The 16114-nt window shown below is 41.1% G+C and carries 20 protein-coding genes and 2 pseudogenes; 15 read left to right on the top strand and 7 right to left on the bottom strand.

What is annotated here, in order from left to right:
* Positions 1-71: 71 nt before the first annotated feature.
* From MKY10_RS19425 to MKY10_RS19385, 9 genes and pseudogenes are all read left to right on the top strand, one after another.
* Entirely contained in the window at positions 72-494 is a 423-nt protein-coding gene (locus tag MKY10_RS19425; RefSeq protein ID WP_010332155.1) for a DUF5082 family protein, read from the top strand.
* A 9-nt stretch (positions 495-503) separates the two neighbouring features.
* Positions 504-764 carry a YwqI/YxiC family protein gene (locus tag MKY10_RS19420; protein ID WP_003227825.1) on the top strand — a complete coding sequence of 87 codons (261 nt, stop codon included), beginning with the start codon at positions 504-506 and terminating at the stop codon, positions 762-764.
* Between the two features lie 18 nt (positions 765-782).
* Entirely contained in the window at positions 783-2594 is a 1812-nt protein-coding gene (locus tag MKY10_RS19415) for a T7SS effector LXG polymorphic toxin (protein ID WP_031601067.1), read from the top strand.
* A gap of 7 nt (positions 2595-2601) precedes the next feature.
* Entirely contained in the window at positions 2602-3120 is a 519-nt protein-coding gene (locus MKY10_RS19410; protein ID WP_033881787.1) for a hypothetical protein, read from the top strand.
* A gap of 13 nt (positions 3121-3133) precedes the next feature.
* On the top strand, positions 3134-3343 hold the full coding sequence (locus tag MKY10_RS19405; RefSeq protein ID WP_021480772.1) for a hypothetical protein: 210 nt from the start codon (positions 3134-3136) through the stop codon (positions 3341-3343).
* Positions 3344-3474: 131 nt separating this feature from the next.
* Positions 3475-3786 (top strand): annotated as a pseudogene (locus tag MKY10_RS19400) (transposase); the annotation flags it as partial.
* Between the two features lie 332 nt (positions 3787-4118).
* Positions 4119-4463 (top strand): hypothetical protein, encoded by a 345-nt coding sequence (locus MKY10_RS19395; RefSeq protein WP_031601064.1) that lies wholly within the window; start codon positions 4119-4121, stop codon positions 4461-4463.
* 12 nt (positions 4464-4475) lie between these two features.
* Positions 4476-4829, top strand: a complete 354-nt coding sequence (locus MKY10_RS19390) for a hypothetical protein (protein ID WP_014481129.1) — start codon at positions 4476-4478, stop codon at positions 4827-4829.
* Positions 4830-4949: 120 nt separating this feature from the next.
* Positions 4950-5651 (top strand): annotated as a pseudogene (locus MKY10_RS19385) (endonuclease V); the annotation flags it as partial.
* 97 nt (positions 5652-5748) lie between these two features.
* Here the strand turns inward: MKY10_RS19385 and MKY10_RS19380 are convergent.
* The gene (locus MKY10_RS19380) at positions 5749-6630 is read right to left on the bottom strand and encodes a LysR family transcriptional regulator (protein ID WP_014481127.1); all 882 of its coding nucleotides are present in this window, start codon (positions 6628-6630) and stop codon (positions 5749-5751) included.
* A 122-nt stretch (positions 6631-6752) separates the two neighbouring features.
* Here MKY10_RS19380 and MKY10_RS19375 point away from each other — a divergent pair, with 122 nt between their 5' ends.
* Both MKY10_RS19375 and MKY10_RS19370 read left to right on the top strand, forming a co-directional pair.
* Positions 6753-7298 carry a flavodoxin family protein gene (locus tag MKY10_RS19375; RefSeq protein ID WP_014481126.1) on the top strand — a complete coding sequence of 182 codons (546 nt, stop codon included), beginning with the start codon at positions 6753-6755 and terminating at the stop codon, positions 7296-7298.
* Complete coding sequence (locus MKY10_RS19370; RefSeq protein WP_014481125.1) at positions 7295-7516, top strand: hypothetical protein; 222 nt, start codon at positions 7295-7297, stop codon at positions 7514-7516. The genes MKY10_RS19375 and MKY10_RS19370 overlap by 4 nt, the downstream gene beginning before the upstream one ends.
* Positions 7517-7543: 27 nt before the next feature.
* On the opposite strand, the gene chrA is transcribed toward MKY10_RS19370, so the two are convergent.
* Genes chrA through chrS form a run of 3 tightly spaced genes read right to left on the bottom strand, consistent with a single transcriptional unit; the run spans position 7544 to position 9160 of the window.
* A complete protein-coding gene (chrA, locus tag MKY10_RS19365) occupies positions 7544-8080 on the bottom strand; it encodes a chromate resistance efflux protein ChrA (RefSeq protein WP_029726023.1) in 537 nt (178 codons plus the stop codon).
* Positions 8077-8670 (bottom strand): chromate efflux transporter subunit ChrB, encoded by a 594-nt coding sequence (gene chrB / locus MKY10_RS19360; RefSeq protein WP_014481123.1) that lies wholly within the window; start codon positions 8668-8670, stop codon positions 8077-8079. The genes chrA and chrB overlap by 4 nt, the downstream gene beginning before the upstream one ends.
* Positions 8671-8683: 13 nt before the next feature.
* On the bottom strand, positions 8684-9160 hold the full coding sequence (gene chrS, locus MKY10_RS19355; protein WP_014478181.1) for a chromate efflux transcriptional regulator ChrS: 477 nt from the start codon (positions 9158-9160) through the stop codon (positions 8684-8686).
* Between the two features lie 213 nt (positions 9161-9373).
* Between chrS and ggt the strand changes: the two genes are divergently transcribed.
* Entirely contained in the window at positions 9374-10951 is a 1578-nt protein-coding gene (gene ggt, locus MKY10_RS19350) for a gamma-glutamyltransferase (protein ID WP_046160936.1), read from the top strand.
* A gap of 4 nt (positions 10952-10955) precedes the next feature.
* Here ggt and MKY10_RS19345 read toward each other — a convergent pair whose 3' ends face one another.
* From MKY10_RS19345 to cotG, 3 genes are all read right to left on the bottom strand, one after another.
* Positions 10956-11291, bottom strand: coding sequence for a DUF4181 domain-containing protein (locus MKY10_RS19345; protein ID WP_046160935.1), 336 nt, complete (start codon positions 11289-11291; stop codon positions 10956-10958).
* Positions 11292-11467: 176 nt separating this feature from the next.
* The gene (locus MKY10_RS19340) at positions 11468-12085 is read right to left on the bottom strand and encodes a flavin reductase family protein (RefSeq protein ID WP_046160934.1); all 618 of its coding nucleotides are present in this window, start codon (positions 12083-12085) and stop codon (positions 11468-11470) included.
* Positions 12086-12258: 173 nt separating this feature from the next.
* A complete protein-coding gene (gene cotG / locus MKY10_RS19335) occupies positions 12259-12843 on the bottom strand; it encodes a spore coat protein CotG (protein WP_080478428.1) in 585 nt (194 codons plus the stop codon).
* A 141-nt stretch (positions 12844-12984) separates the two neighbouring features.
* Here cotG and cotH point away from each other — a divergent pair, with 141 nt between their 5' ends.
* The 3 genes from cotH to MKY10_RS19320 all read left to right on the top strand — a co-directional run bounded on the left by cotH (position 12985) and on the right by MKY10_RS19320 (position 16066).
* On the top strand, positions 12985-14073 hold the full coding sequence (gene cotH / locus MKY10_RS19330) for a spore coat protein CotH (protein ID WP_014478176.1): 1089 nt from the start codon (positions 12985-12987) through the stop codon (positions 14071-14073).
* 128 nt (positions 14074-14201) lie between these two features.
* Positions 14202-15329: a spore coat protein CotH gene (locus MKY10_RS19325; protein ID WP_339225982.1), complete on the top strand. Its 1128-nt coding sequence runs from the start codon at positions 14202-14204 to the stop codon at positions 15327-15329.
* Between the two features lie 59 nt (positions 15330-15388).
* Complete coding sequence (locus MKY10_RS19320) at positions 15389-16066, top strand: DUF2642 domain-containing protein (RefSeq protein ID WP_014481116.1); 678 nt, start codon at positions 15389-15391, stop codon at positions 16064-16066.
* Positions 16067-16114 lie beyond the last annotated feature (48 nt).

Here is a 16114-nt window from a genome sequence, read left to right as displayed (position 1 = left end):
AATAAAGTATGGAAAAGTCTATCTTCATCAGCCCCTCCATACGACTTTTTGAGTATTAAGAGGTGATTCAGATGGGTTATGAAAGTATGCTAGCGGATATCAAAAGTTCGCTCAACGGAAAAATTTCCGACGTGGAAGACAAGATCGAAAAGCTGAAAAAAGCAAAAAAGGACATAGACACACTGCAAGAAGAGGCAATCACTGAAATCAAAGAAATTGTGAAACCGGAATTGGGCAAGCATTGGACGGGAACAAAAGCCGATGATTTCGACAAGGGAAGAGAAGAGGCGAAATCGGAAGCATCCAAGATTGTGAATGATAAATATAACGAGTATATGGCTTCGATTCAAAGCAAAATATTCTGGCTTGAGACAGAGAAATTTGAGCTGAATTTGACAAAAAGTGCAGCGAATGCCGCAGGCGACCTTCTTGCTAAAGGAGAAGATTTCGTAGAAGAAGCAGGAAGACAAATTAGTAAACTAAAATGGTGGTGATCTTTTTTTATGTCAGAAATTAAGCTGAAGTACGACACAGTCATCAAAACATTGGATTCTGTCAAAGATGCGCTTGCTGACGTATCAATCGGCGCCGCGGGGTCCAATGGAAAAAACAAACTCGATTATACGAAAAAATACCATGAGCGTGAGGAGAACATCAAAACCATGCTCGGAGATTATAAAAAAGCGGTACAGAAAAATATCGAGGATACAAAGGATAATGTAGATTCACTCAAAGAGCAGGACGAGGCGATAGCGGTAAAATAGAAAAGAAAGGGCAGTGCGATGAGCAAAGTATTTGAATCTAAATCTTTAATCGAAGAAGCGAAGAGCAGAAAAAAGCAATATGAGACGCTTGAGGAGCAGCTGAATACGCTGAAAAAAGCGTTTCAGGGAGTTGCAGATTTAGGCGATAATTTTAAAGGAAAAGGCGCGGACAATATTAAAGATTTTTTTCAGGGACAGGCGGAAATCGTAGACAGCTGGCTGACGCTTGTCTCTGCTCAAATTGCGTTTTTAAATGGCATTTCAGGAGATATTAAAGATCAAGAACTGAATGATTCATATGTGGAAACTTCTTTTTTGGATCATGAGCTGCCCAATGGAGACCTGAAAGCCTCAGAGATTGTCTCCGCCCATAAAGAAGAAATCGATTCTATTTTGTCAGGCATCAGCGATATTATTGACCTCGACATGTATACGCTTGACGACTATGCAGATAAGATGGGCGATGCCCAAAAAATCAGACGTGACACGATCACAGCTGTCGATAAGCTTGATGAATCCCTGACAACTGAATATCAAAATTTAGAATCTCTGGACAACGCAGTGCTCACCAAATATTCCGTTCTCATGCAGGCCACCAGCAATGGGAAGAGCGCTTCTCCTATGTACTATGACAAAAAAGCCTTCCACAGCAATGAAGTCTACAAAAGCGTCATTGAAGTAGAAAATCAAGGAACAACCTATATCGATGCAAAAACCCAGCAAGCAGAAGCAAGACGGCTCCAGGAAAAAGCCGAGGAAGAAGCAAACAAACCGTGGTACGAAAAAACATGGGATGGAGTTTGCAACTTTACTGGAGAAGTCACTGGCTATTATGATTATAAAAGAGCAACCGAAGGCGTTGATCCGGTTACCGGAGAAAAACTCTCCACCGCAGAGCGTGTGACAGCAGGAGCTATGGCCGCTGCCGGATTCATACCAGTCGTCGGCTGGGCAGGCCGGGCCTTCAAAGGCGGAAAAGCCATCTACAAAACCGGAAAAGCAGCTATCGCGGCTGAACACGCTTTAGACGCCTACAAAACAGGCAAATCCTTAGACATTCTCAAAATGACAGAAATGGGTGCATACGGCCTTGTAGCGTCAAACGGATTCTCAGAAGCCGTCACAGGCCGGGATATGTTCGGAAACAAAGTGTCTGAGGAGAAGCGGAAAACGGGTGCGCTGGAAGCGGCATTGAGCTTGGTTGGTGCTGGTGCATTGGCGAAGTCGGTTGACAATACGCTATCGATGGGAAGAAATCTTGATAAGAGTTATTCTTTTTCTAAAATTAAGCAAAGTGGTCATATAAATAAAGAACAGATTGTTACTTCGACTGGCCATACATTTGACTTAAAGCCAGAGAAGAAACAATTATATACGAAGAAAGTAAATAATGATAAGTTACAATCAAGTAAAAAATCTGTCGATCCTGTCGAACAATCAGTAAGTTATTACAGAGTTCAAGGCGGAGGAGCGGGAAATAAAACAAGTCAGTATAGAATTAAAGTAAATAGTAATGGAAGCATTGTTATTCCTATTAAAAATGCTGATTTAAACATAAGTGCTTACAATTTAGAACACGCTAAATATTATCGAGATGTAGCAAGACCAGGCGGAGAAATTGTAGAATTTAAGGTACCTAAAGAGGTTGATGATTTAATCAAGGAGACAGTAATTGATCAGTATGGATATACTAAAAACCCTCGTAACCAGGGGAGAACTGCTCCAAAGCTTGTTGATCCTACGACACCGGGAGTTAGTTATGAACTTCCGGCGGAACCATGGATAGAGTGGTTAGAGGAATATGGGCATTCAGCCAAAAAAATAGAATGAGAAAGTGGTGTTTTCGTTGTTATTAAAACCGGAGTATGCCCAAAATATAATAGTCGGGGTAAAGACTTCTTCTCAATTCTCATGGTATCTAACAGAAAGAGATGTTTGGATACTAGATATCATGAAATATAAAGAAGCCTATGAAAAAAACGGGTTTAGTTTTGATATGGACTTTGCTCTTTCTCTAAGAAATAACATTTCAGTTGTAAATGAAGATAATTATCGTCTTTATTTAAAAGAATATACTGACTATATTATCCCGTCTTCAGAATTAAAGAAGTTAGTTGAACATCAGGATTATGAAAGTACTATTCTAGAATTAAGGCCATCATTATATATAGACTTTAATCAAAAAATGCTTCTTTCGCTGTATCCTGAGTTATTACCTTTTGAAAATTATGTTCCTAATAATTGGACAGGGGTTCGGGAAGACTTTACTAGTTATATTCCTGAAGAGGATAGATACTGGATTTTTGATGATGTAAATTATATAGACAAAGTTTTTAATGAGAAAGAAAGAGAGTAAAGGAGAAAATAAAATGTCAAAAGATGATAGCTTGGTAATAATAAATGAAAGTTTTAAAAAGGAGGGGAGTGAAGAAGATATAGAAGGATTAACAATAATGATTGATGGGGTTATAAAGCAGGTTTTTAATAAAATTAGAAATGAAAGAAATTATAACAGTAATAATGAAGTTATGAGAGATATTATATTTGAAGGAATTAATAGTATTGTTAAAAAATCTTAAGGCATTATTAAAAACAAATAAACGCTTCGAGTTGGTTTGATTTTCTACCTTGATTGGCACTGAAGCCTTTCAAGGTTTTTTTATTAGATTGTTGTCCACTGTTTTATATAGCGTAAATAAGTATAAGCTTTGAACGCGTCACAGTCGGCACCATGGCAGCCGTGGGATATATACCAGTCGTCGGCTGGGCAGGCCGGGCCTTCAAAGGCGGAAAAGCCATCTACAAAACCGGAAAAGCAGCTATCGCTGCTGAACACGCATTAGACGCCTACAAAACAGGCAAATCCTTAGACATTCTCAAAATGACAGAAATGGGTGCATACGGCCTTGTAGCGTCAAACGGATTCTCAGAAGCCGTCACAGGCCGGGATATGTTCGGAAACAAAGTGTCTGAGGAGAAGCGGAAGCAAGGGGCGCTCGAAGCGGCATTGAGCTTGGTTGGAGCCGGTGCATTGGCGAAACATATTGATAAAGGCATCCCGCTTGCAACCCATTCAAAAGTCCAAAAAGCAAACAAAACACTAGAAAAAGTAAAACAATTCAAAGTCCCAACAAACGTCCGCGTATACGCAGAACGCCCAGTAACTCCGGAGGGCTTTACATTCGGAATCCCGACAGTACGTGTAGATGTGGAAAAGACGGCTGTTAAGGATCTTGGGATTGTGAAGATGGTAGTGATGGCGGTCGTAAGGGAAGCTCTCATAGTCCTAACATTTCTAAAAATCACGATAAAGTAGCTCACGATGGATATTATGGTCGTAAAGAATTTAGAACGATGCTTAATAATGCTTCGTTTACTCCGCATGGTCATAAACATGTTAAGGCTAAAACACCTGAAGAAGCAAAACGTTTTAGTATGACAGGTAAAAAAGCTGCTCAGTACTTACCAGATGTGAATAACAAAGCTTTAGAAAAAGAGGCACTTCTAAAAGGTCATATTATTGATAATGGAAATAACAACTATTATTTCATTTATGATGCAGGAAAAACAGTCGGTTATGATCTAGGTACACCAACAAGCTGGATTAGAGCGGAGTTTTCTGGTGGTGAATATCATGGTCATCCGATTGCTGGAAGTCGATTAGATAAGTATTTAAAACAACTTGGTATTGATAAGTAATAGGAGGCTTTTATGAGAAAGATAAAAAAAATGCCAGAAATAAGTTTACAACCCTTAAGGATTCCAAAAGGATGGACCATAAATCAAAACAGTTTTAGAGAAATTGATCCGAAAAACCTAGCACCAGACGATGAAAAATGGTTGTTTTTTTCACAAGATTTAATGCAATTAACATACTCTCGTAAAAATTACTTACTTGATTTAGGTTGGTATCCAGATGCGGATGCTAATGGATTTTATCAACTAGTTATGATGCAAAATGAGGATTGGGATCAACCCATATATGAATTTCAGACAAATAGCCATATTGAAATAGTTAAAAATATAGAATTTATATTAAACAAAGTTACGAATAATGAAATGTAGTTAAACATTTAATTAGAACTATTAATAAAGTTTGCAGAACCTGGAGTTGTAAGTTTTCAAAGTAAAAATGAATACAAAGAAAAACAGACACTAGTTAACAGGAGGTAGGATTGATTTTAGATGCATGTTAAACAAATACATTCTTTCAACCTAAACAGAGAAGAATTTGTAAAAACACAACAATCCCTTATCCATAAAATCAACCTATCCACCTCCATCAACCTAGACTCCATCAACACCTGCGCAGGCGTCGATCTCGCCTATTGGGAGCAGAACGGAGAACCATACGGAGTGTGCAGTATTATCGTGATTGACGCTGATACAAAAGAAGTCATTGAAAAAGTGCACAGCATGGGGAAAATCAGCGTGCCGTATGTTTCCGGTTTTCTTGCGTTTCGTGAGCTGCCTTTGATCATCGAGGCGGCGAAAAAGCTGGAGACGGAGCCGGATGTCTTCTTGTTTGATGGCAACGGATATTTGCATTACAACCATATGGGCGTTGCCACCCATGCGGCTTTTTTTCTGGGCAAGCCGACGATTGGGATTGCGAAAACCTATCTCAAAATCAAAGGCTATGATTTCGTGATGCCTGAAAATGAAGTCGGTGCATACACCGATATTCTCATTGACGGCGAGGTATATGGCCGGGCGCTGCGAACGCGGCGGGACGTGAAGCCTATTTTCTTGTCTTGCGGTAATTATATTGATTTAGACAGCAGCTATCAGATCACGATGAGCTTGATCAATCAAGAAAGCAGGCTGCCGATCCCTGTCCGCCTGGCTGACGTTGAGACGCATGTTTTGCGAACGTTTTACAGAAAAATCACGTGTAACACTTGGGGCTCTAAGTCATCAAGTGTTTTTTTGTATGTGTGTGCTTTCATGGTCTCAAAAACCTTGTCGTCCTTGTGGAGAGGTTTTATTTGAATGTTTTCCGTGTCAAATCGATAAAAGCCTTTAATGGCGCAGACATCCACTTGTCCTTATGCCATGCTAATTGAGTGAAAACGGGGCAATCGCTCTGCCAATTGAGTTCTTTCATCCGGCCTGCTGCAATATCATCTTTTACTGTCATTTCAGGCAAGATTCCAATCCCAAGTCCGGCCATCACGCATTGTTTGATGGCTTCTATGCTGACGAATTCCAATTTGTTAGGATAGACACCGGAGTCATGCAAATTGTTCTCAAAGAGCGTGCGGTACGAGCAGCCGTCCTCTGTCAGCAGAAGAGTTTCGTTTTGAAGATCCTTCAATGTTACTGGTAAATCCGCAGGAAAAGGATGGTCATTAGCAGCCACCATTTTGATCTCATCCTGAATCAAAGATTCAACGTGCAGTGCGTCTTCCATCCGGTTTACATCCAAGATGAAGGTGATATCAAGCTGGCCCTGTAAGAGCTGTTCTTTCGCTTGTTCATTGGAGATATATGGTTTGAATATGAGCTTTACTTGGGGAAAAGCCTGTTTAAATTCTTTTATGATAGGGGGCAGGCGGTATGTGCACTGGCTTTCCGTCGCCCCGATTTTTAAGGTTCCGGTTGTTTCTCTTACTTGATTTGCGGCCATTTTCGCTTCTTCTGTTAACGCAATGATCTTCTGCGCATAAGATTTGAACGTTTTTCCTGCTTCTGTCAAGATAAGCCGCTTGCCGAGCCGTTCAAATAAAGGCGTCCCAATTTCTTCTTCAAGTGATTTGATCTGAGAGGTAACGCTTGATTGTGCATAATTAAGCATTTTGGCGGTTAGGGTGAAGTTTACATGTTCTGCCGCCGTAATAAAGGTGATCAGCTGCTTCAATTCCACTTGTTCTCTTCCTTTCTAAATCGGTTTTAGCGATTGGATTAATCGAAATAATCATCTGTATTGATTGATGAATCCATTATAAGATGAAGAAAATCATTCGTAAACAAAGGAGCAGATGCATCATGAAAATTGCGGTTATTAACGGCGGAACTCGGTCTGGCGGAAATACGGATATTCTTGCGGAGAAGGCTGTTCAAGGATTCGATACAGAGCACATTCATTTGCGGAAATATCGAATCCAGCCAATTGAAGATCTGCGTCACGCCCAAGGCGGCTTTCGTCCTGTTCAAGATGACTACGATTCTATCATTGAACGGATATTGCAGTGCCATATTCTTGTATTCGCCACCCCAATTTATTGGTTTGGCATGTCAGGGACATTAAAGCTGTTTATTGATCGCTGGTCACAGACGTTGAGAGATCCGAGATTTCCTGATTTTAAACAGCAAATGTCAGTGAAACAGGCATATGTAATAGCAGTGGGCGGAGACAATCCAAAAATAAAAGGGCTGCCGCTGATTCAGCAATTCGAACATATTTTTCATTTTATGGGAATGCCCTTTAAAGGTTATGTGCTGGGAGAAGGCAATCGTCCAGGCGATATTCTTCGTGATCATCAGGCGCTGTCCGCTGCGAGCCGCTTACTGAAAAGAAGCGATGCGATATGAAGTTTTTGCTGTCGGTCGTTGCTGGCATGCTGATTCTTGCATTCTTTTTATTTTGGAAGGTCCAGCCTCCTGTTTGGATACAAGTTGAAACCAATTCGTCCCAGTTGAAGCAATCTGTGAGAATGGCAGGAACCACGCTGCAAGTCAAGCACATCATCAAGAGTGACGCAGGAGAAGAAACAGCTGTCATATCAAACGGCATTTCTGGGCCAAAATAAATAAAGCACCTGTCAAGGTGCTTTTTTCTATAAATGAGGGATCACAAGGCCCCCATATAAAAACGCCGCGATAATCAAAAATGCCGGATGCATTTTGAATTTTGTCATGGCAAGGAGCGAAATTCCCGCAATCACGATCGATTGGATCCAGCCGATCGCTTTGATGCCGTCTGCGCTGATTTGCCAGGTAAGAATGAGCATCATGACCGCGATGACAGGCTGGACGGACAGCGTCATGCCTTTGATGACAGGTGATTGGCGGAAGCGCTGGATGATGCGCAGCAGGACGATCAATGCGAGCGCCGACGGTACGACGGTTGCGATCAGGGCAATTAGGAAGCCGGGCCACCCGCCTGCGCTGTAGCCGACATACGCAGCGATTTTCGTGGCGATCGGGCCCGGCAATGCGTTCGCAAGTGCGAGCATATTTGAGAATTGATCGTTTGAGAGCCAGCTGTATCTGTTTACGACTTCTTCAAACATTAGCGGGATAGACGCAGGTCCGCCGCCATATCCCAGTAGGTTTGCGATAAAAAACGCCATAAATAAATAGATCGATATCATGAGGCTGACATTCCTTTATCTTTTGAATGTTTATTTGTGATTTTGTCTTTCAGTTTAAAATGAAACGCCCCGTATGCTAAGAAAATGATAATGACAAGGCCGGGATTAATCTGTAAAGTTTGCAGGCCGATAAAAGCGATGATAAAAAACAGGATACCGGTGACCCAGCCGAAACCTTTAAGCGCTTTTTGGCCAAACTCGTACGCCATGATTCCGAGCATGACCGCAATTACCGGCGTGACAGCACCAATCATACCTGCAACAATTGCTGAATGGCTTAACACATTTACAGCCGCAAACAAGCCCACCATCGCAAGACATGTAGGCAGAATGTGGGCGAGGGTCGCCACAACTGCACCTATTGTGCCTTTTAGCTTAAAGCCCAGATAAGCAGCCATTTTGGTGGCAATCGGTCCGGGAAGCGCATTAGCGATTGCTAATATTTCTCCGAATTCATCATCGTCAATCCATTTATATTTATTGACCGCTTCATGGCGGATCAGCGGAATCACGGAAGGTCCGCCGCCGAACCCTAATATGCCGGTGCGAACCATTGCGGCCGTCATATCCCGATAAGGATGGTTTTTCATTCGTTTCTCTCCTTTACAGCTTCATTCCCATACGGCTTTTGTATCGTTTGATCAGCATCTGGCAATCAACACTGACGACGCCTCGCAATGGATACAGCCGTTTTGTTAAAAATTCTTCCATTTCTTGATCGTTGGCAAAGATCCCATGCATATGCAGCTTGCTCGGGCCTGTCATGTGATAAAGGCTGGTGACCGCAGGCTCTTCCTCAAGCTTAAGAGCGACCTCTTCTAAAAATTGCGGTTCTACCTCGACATTGAAAAACACGGAAACATGAATGCCGATTTTAGCGGGATTGATGACAGCGGTGAATTTTTCAATAACACCGGCTTCAATTAATTGGTTGATACGGGCCTGCACGGCGACCCGTGACAAATCGACTCTTTTGCCAAGATCCGTATAAGAAATTCTGCCTTCTTCATGCAAAATCGTGAGAATTTGTTTATCAGTCTCATCAAGTACAAGGTTGGGGATTTGATATTCATGACTCAATTGCTCCACCTGCTTTCGTAGCCTTTTAGCAATCATTTTATCACAAAAGTTACGTATCGAAATAATAATTTTTCATTTGTTTTCGAAATGAACGAAAAAATATCTTGTTATTTGCGAAAAGTAGAAAGTTCGTCAGTTTTTCTGCCGGATCAGTAGATGTGAAAAATCAGGCTCCCTATACTGAAGAAAATTTCTTAAAAAAGGGGACTTGTGATGAACAGATCTGTCATCGGTACAAAGCAAATGGTCGTCAGTCCGCATTACCTCGCTTCTCAAGCCGGAAACCGCATACTAGACAAGGGAGGCAACGCGTTTGACGCTGCTGTTGCGGTGAGTGCTTGTCTTGCGGTTGTGTATCCGCATATGACCGGACTTGGCGGGGATTCCTTTTGGCTAACCTTTCACCAGGAAACAAAGGCAGTAAAAGTCTACAATGGCAGCGGCCGTTCAGGAAAAAACGTAACGAGAGATGTATATAAGGGAAAAAGCGCGATTCCGCTGCGGGGGATTGACAGTGCCATTACCGTGCCGGGAATGGTTGATAGCTGGGATGCGGTCCTGAAGGAGTACGGGCGTCTGTCTCTTGCAGATGTATTGGAGCCCGCACGCGATTATGCCCAAAATGGGTTTCCTGTATCAGCTGATCAGTGTCGTCACACAGAAAAGAATATTGAATTGCTGGCTTCCACGCCTTACACGGCTGACATCTTCACGAGAAGGGGCAAAGCACCTGTCCCGGGAGAGCGGTTTTTGCAAAAAGAGCTTGCAGACAGTCTGAATGTGATTGCTGAAAAAGGAAGAAGCGCATTTTATGAAGGAGATCTCGCTCAGCGGATTGTCTCACATTTACAGAATAACGGCAGTTACATGACAATCGATGATTTTAAAGCGCATCGGGGTGAGTGGGCAGCGCCTGTATCAAGTGATTATCGAGGATACAGTGTGTATCAGGCGCCGCCGAATTCTCAGGGATTTACCGGTTTATTAACACTAAACATTTTGGAAAACTATGATTTCACCCAAATCGAGCACGGTTCATTTGAGTATTATCATGTGCTTGTGGAGGCGTTGAAAAAGAGTTTTGTAGATCGGAATGCCTTTTTGACTGACCCTGCGTTTGCTGACATTCCGCTTGAAAGGCTTTTAGATAAAAATTATGCGAAACGATTGGCGGGAGAAATCGGCTATCTGGCAGAACCGGCAGAAAGCAGGCCGGTGGGAAGTGATACGGCATATGCGGCCGTAATCGATGCGGATGGCAACGCAGTGTCATTCATTCAAAGCCTGTACTTTGAATTTGGCTCGGCAGTCACTGCCGGTGATACAGGCATATTACTGCAAAACCGCGGATCATTTTTCTCACTGGATGAAAATCATGTCAACACGCTTGAACCGAGAAAGCGCACCTTCCATACGTTGATGCCGGCTATGGTCTGTAAAGGCGGAAAGCCAAAAATTCTGTACGGCACACAAGGCGGCGAAGGCCAGCCGCAGACCCAGACGGCCATCATTACCCGAATGCTGGACTACGGAATGCATCCACAACAGGCAATCAGCGAACCGCGCTGGGTATGGGGCAGAACGTGGGGAGAGGAATACGAAGGTCTTAGAGTCGAGGGCAGATTCACAGACAAAACAATCCAAAAACTGAAAGACAGCGGGCATCTCGTGGAGGTTGTCGGTGACTATGATCCGCTGATGGGACACGCGGCTGCAATCAAAGTTGATGAAGAAGGCTTTCTCCAAGGCGGAGCCGATCCTCGGGGAGACGGAGCGGCTGTGGGGATTTAAATAACTATAGGGTACAAATATAAATCAAAAGCATAAACATAAGGGAGACCTCTACAATGTGGTACATATACTGTTTATCTTCAGGTCTATAATGCCACTCCATAAAAATTCGTATTGAGTCAATCACAATAAAAAATAAAAGAAGCAAATATTCAACTGGAAAAAAGGAGAGTGAAACCACAAACAAAATAAGTAAAGTGATTTCGATCCATTTGTGTGTATTGCTGACATGCTTATATCGCCAGCCGGATTTATCAATACCGTATTTTTTCTTTATAAAAAATTGAGAGGCGAGACTGATGGTAATAGCGATCAGCATTAAAATCCAAAAGTTTGTCATTCCAATTCCTCCTCATCTACCTTTATACGAAGAAAAAGGAAAAACGTTTCATAAAAGAACACCCCGAGCTTACTCTGGGTGTTCTTTTTTTGATATTTTTTCAGTTATTTACAGGCGATATTTTGTAATCATAAGGTCTTTTTGACTAGTTTCTTCTATTTAAATAGTCCTTCTCTTCAGCTGGGACGAATCAGTGTGAATTCTTCCCCCAGCTTGGCATAGTGATTTCCCGCCAATCGTGAGGCAGGCTTTAATTTATCCGTTAAAATATATCCCTTTTCTGCATCATACACCTTTTCATCTAGGTGGAAGCAGACAACTCTTCCGATGAGCAGATCTGCTGTAGTGATGCCTTGATCATTGTCAAAGGTAATATGCCGCTCTAATTTGCACTCAAAGCGAACGCGGGCTTCCTTAATGCCGGGAACTGAAACAGCTTTGCTTTCAACAGGATGAAGTGAGGTGCGTGTAAGTTCGCTTTCATCCGGCCTTAAGCTTGCAGCTGTTTCATTGATATCTTCAATGATGGCTTCATCACTGACATGAACGACAAATTCTCCGTTCTCCACTGCGTTTCGCGCTGTATCTTTTTGGCGTCCTTTCGTCCTGTTAACAGAAATACTGAGAAGCGGAGGATCTGAGCTGACGACGTTATAAAAACTGAAAGGCGCGGCATTGACCGCTCCTTCTGAAGAAAGTGTTGTCACAAATGCAATGGGGCGGGGAATAACGGTACCTGACAATAGCTTGTATGTGTCTTTGGCACTAAGCTGATCAGCTTGAAATATGTACATAGCAACAACCGCCTTTATCGTTAGGATACCTTGATTATAACGAAATGGTTTAAAGGAAACCAAATGATGCGGGTTGCATATGTTATGTCATGACATATATCTAATACAGGGCAAATAAAAAAATAGGCTTCCGTACCTCCGCCGGCAGCCTATTGAAACAATGAAAACTTAGATTATTTGTATTTCTTTTTGACTACCCAGCAATTGCCGTCTTTCCAGTATTCTTTTTTGCTGTCATAATCATCGTGTCTTTTGTAGTCGTCGCAGTGGTGGTGCGGTTTTTTGTAGTATTTCTTATGGGAACGATAAGATTTTTTGTGTGTACGGCATGACTTCTTATAGCTGCGAGATTTTTTGTAAGAACGGCAAGATTTTTTGTAGCTGCGAGATTTTTTGTAAGAACGGCAAGATTTTTTATAGCTGCGAGATTTTTTGTAAGAACGGCAAGATTTTTTATAGCTGCGAGATTTTTTGTGAGAACGGTACGATTTTTTGTGGCTGCGTGATTTCTTGTGAGAGCAGTATGATTTTTTGTGGCTGCGAGATTTTTTGTGAGAACAGAATGATTTTTTGTGACTGCGAGATTTTTTGTGAGAGCAGTATGATTTTTTATGGCTGCGAGATTTTTTGTGAGTGCGGTGCGACTTTTTATGACTGCGTTTTTTTCCATGAGGCTCTTGGTATAAATAATCCTTTAAACCTTCTTTTTTTGCGGATTTCACCGCTTCTTTGATGTCAGAATGGGAATAGTGGCCCAATTTGAAATCCTCCTTTTAAAAATGATGTTAAGGATGAAGATCCTTACTACCCTCATAGTACGCGCGGTTTTAAAAAGTGTATAAGTGTTCCGCTGAGATCTTATAAAAATAAAAGCCTAAAATTTGTAAGGAGGATTATGGATGAAGAATCAATCCAATTTACCGCTTTATCAGCTGTTTGTTCATCCAAAAGATTTGCGTGAATTAAAAAAGGATATATGGGACGATGATCCGGTGCCAGCTGTGATGAAGGTAAATCAAAAAAGGCTGGATATCGATATCGCTTATCGGGGATCACATATCAGAGACTTCAAAAAGAAGTCATACCATATTTCCTTTTATCAGCCGAAAACATTCCGCGGCGCGCGAGAGATTCACTTAAATGCGGAGTATAAAGACCCTTCCTTGATGAGAAACAAATTGTCTCTGGATTTTTTCTCGGAGCTAGGGACACTGTCTCCAAAGGCAGAGTTTGTGTTTGTAAAGGTGAATGGGAAGAATGAAGGGGTTTATCTTGAACTTGAATCCGTAGATGAATATTATTTGGCGAAAAGGAAGCTGGCTGATGGCGCGATTTTTTACGCGGTGGATGATGATGCTAACTTTTCTCTGATGAGCGATTTGGAAAAGGAAACGAAGACGTCGCTGGAGCTTGGATATGAAAAGAAGACAGGGACTGTGGAAGATGATTTTTATTTACAGGATATGATTTTTAAAATTAATACTGTCCCTAAAGCTCAGTTTAAGTCAGAAGTGACAAAACATGTGGATGTCGATAAGTATTTGCGCTGGCTTGCCGGTATTGTATTCACCTCGAACTATGATGGATTTGTCCACAACTACGCATTATACAGAAGCGGGGAAACCGGATTATTTGAGGTGATTCCTTGGGATTATGATGCGACCTGGGGCAGGGATATCCATGGAGAGCGGATGGCTGCCGATTATGTAAGAATTCAAGGATTTAATACACTAACCGCCCGGATATTGGATGAATCCGAGTTTCGCAAGTCCTACAAGCGCCTGTTAGAAAAAACGCTCCAATCTCTTTTTACGATAGAATATATGGAACCGAAAATAATGGCGATGTATGAGCGGATTAGGCCTTTTATCTTAATGGACCCATATAAAAAGAATGATGTTGAGCGTTTTGACCGTGAGCCGGATGTGATTTGTGAGTATATTAAAAACCGTTCACAATACCTTAAAAATAATTTAAGTATTTTATGAATGTGTGAAAATAGGTATTCTGCTGAAAAAGCGACAATTAGGCTATTGAATTAGTTCAACAAATAAACGTGACACGTATATATGCAATATGTTTATCATCTATGTATAAGTGACTAGGAGGAACTTGAATGAGCAAGAGAAGAATGAAGTATCATTCAAATGATGAAATATCTTATTATAACTTTTTGCATTCAATGAAAGATAAAATTGTTACTGTATATCGTGGAGGTCCGGAATCTAAAAAAGGAAAATTAGCTGCTGTAAAATCAGATTATATTGCTTTACAAGCTGAAAAAAAAATAATTTATTATCAGTTGGAGCATGTGAAAAGTATTACTGAGGATACCAATAATAGCACCACAACAATTGAGACTGAGGAAATGCCCGACGCTGACGATTTTCATAGCTTAATCGGACAATTAATGAACCAATCAGTTCAATTTAATCAAGGGGGTCCGGAATCTAAAAAAGGAAGATTGGTCTGGCTGGGAGATGATTACGCTGCGTTAAACACAAATGAGGATGGGGTAGTGTATTTTAATATCCATCACATAAAGAGTATAAGTAAACATGAGCCCGATTTGAAAATAGAAGGACAGACGCCATCAGGTGTCTTGGAAGCTGATTATTTAAGCGAGGTTTTTAAGAGTCTGACTCATAAATGGGTTTCAATTAATCGTGGAGGTCCGGAAGCCATTGAGGGTATCCTTGTAGATAATGCCGACGGCCATTATACTATAGTGAAAAATCAAGAGGTGCTTCGCATCTATCCTTTTCACATAAAAAGCATCAGCTTAGGCCCAAAAGGGTCGTACAAAAAAGAGGATGAAAAGAATGAGCATCAAAATCAGGAAGACAGCGATGATACAGATCAAAAAGAAGAAGTGTACAGCAGTTCGTTAATTTCTTCAAAGCCATATAGCTCATCAAGTTCATCAAAATCATCTAAACGATCACTAAAATCTTCAGATTATCAGTCATCAACATCATACAGCTCATCAGGTTCAAAGAGTTCATCAAAATCATCTAAACGATCATCAAAATCTTCAGATCATCGATCATCAACATCATACAGCTCATCAGGTTCAAAGAGTTCATCAAAATCATCTAAACGATCGCCAAGATCATCAGATTATCAATCATCAAGATCACCAGGTTATTCAAGTTCAATAAAAAGTTCAGGAAAACAAAAGGAAGATTATAGCTATGAAACGATTGTCAGAACGATAGACTATCACTGGAAACGTAAATATTAATAGATAATGGAGGAGCATCAGATTAAGTGATGCCCTTTTTCAGTTAAAGGAGGAGAATCGTGAAAGGTTTGAATCAATTCCTTAACACAGATGTTGAGGTTGTCATTTCAGGAGATACAAGGTTTGTCGGCACCCTCATAGATATCGGACAGGATATTTTTGTTATTTTTGATGGCTGCAATTATCTTTATATTCCCTTGTTGCATCTTCATCAAATAAACAAGGCGAAAATAATGACCAGTACTGAGAAGCCATTTTTGATCAATCCGGAAGATCCAATGATAGAGGCAGAAACTCTAGCTTTTTCATATAGAAATACATTAAACAAGGTCAAAGGCCAGTTTATTGAAGTTTATGTAACTGGGGGTCGATCGATCCATGGATATGTTACAAATGTTTTAAACGATTATATTGTATTTTTCTCACCCGTATTTAAAATACTTTTTATATCTATGCATCATTTAAAATGGTTTACCCCTTATTCAACTGAACAAACACCGTATACTCTTGACAACTCACAATTGCCGGTCGTGCCTTCCAAAGTTCCTCTTGTGCGTAATTTTGAGGAGCAGATCAAAAAAAATATTGGTGAATTGGTCATATTTGATATGGGAGAGGTGCCAGAAAAAGTCGGACTATTAAAGGGTGTCTCTAATAATATCATTGAGCTTATTAACGCAAGTGGAGAGCCAGTCATTTGGAAGTTAAATCATCTAAAGACAATGCATCTTCCCTAGTGTATACAAAACTGCCCTCTTGAAAAGCAGAAGGCAGTTTTTCGTTTC

Source organism: Bacillus sp. FSL P4-0290, assembly GCF_037975435.1.
GTDB lineage: Bacteria > Bacillota > Bacilli > Bacillales > Bacillaceae > Bacillus > Bacillus subtilis.
This window is presented reverse-complemented; position numbering and strand designations above follow the sequence as displayed.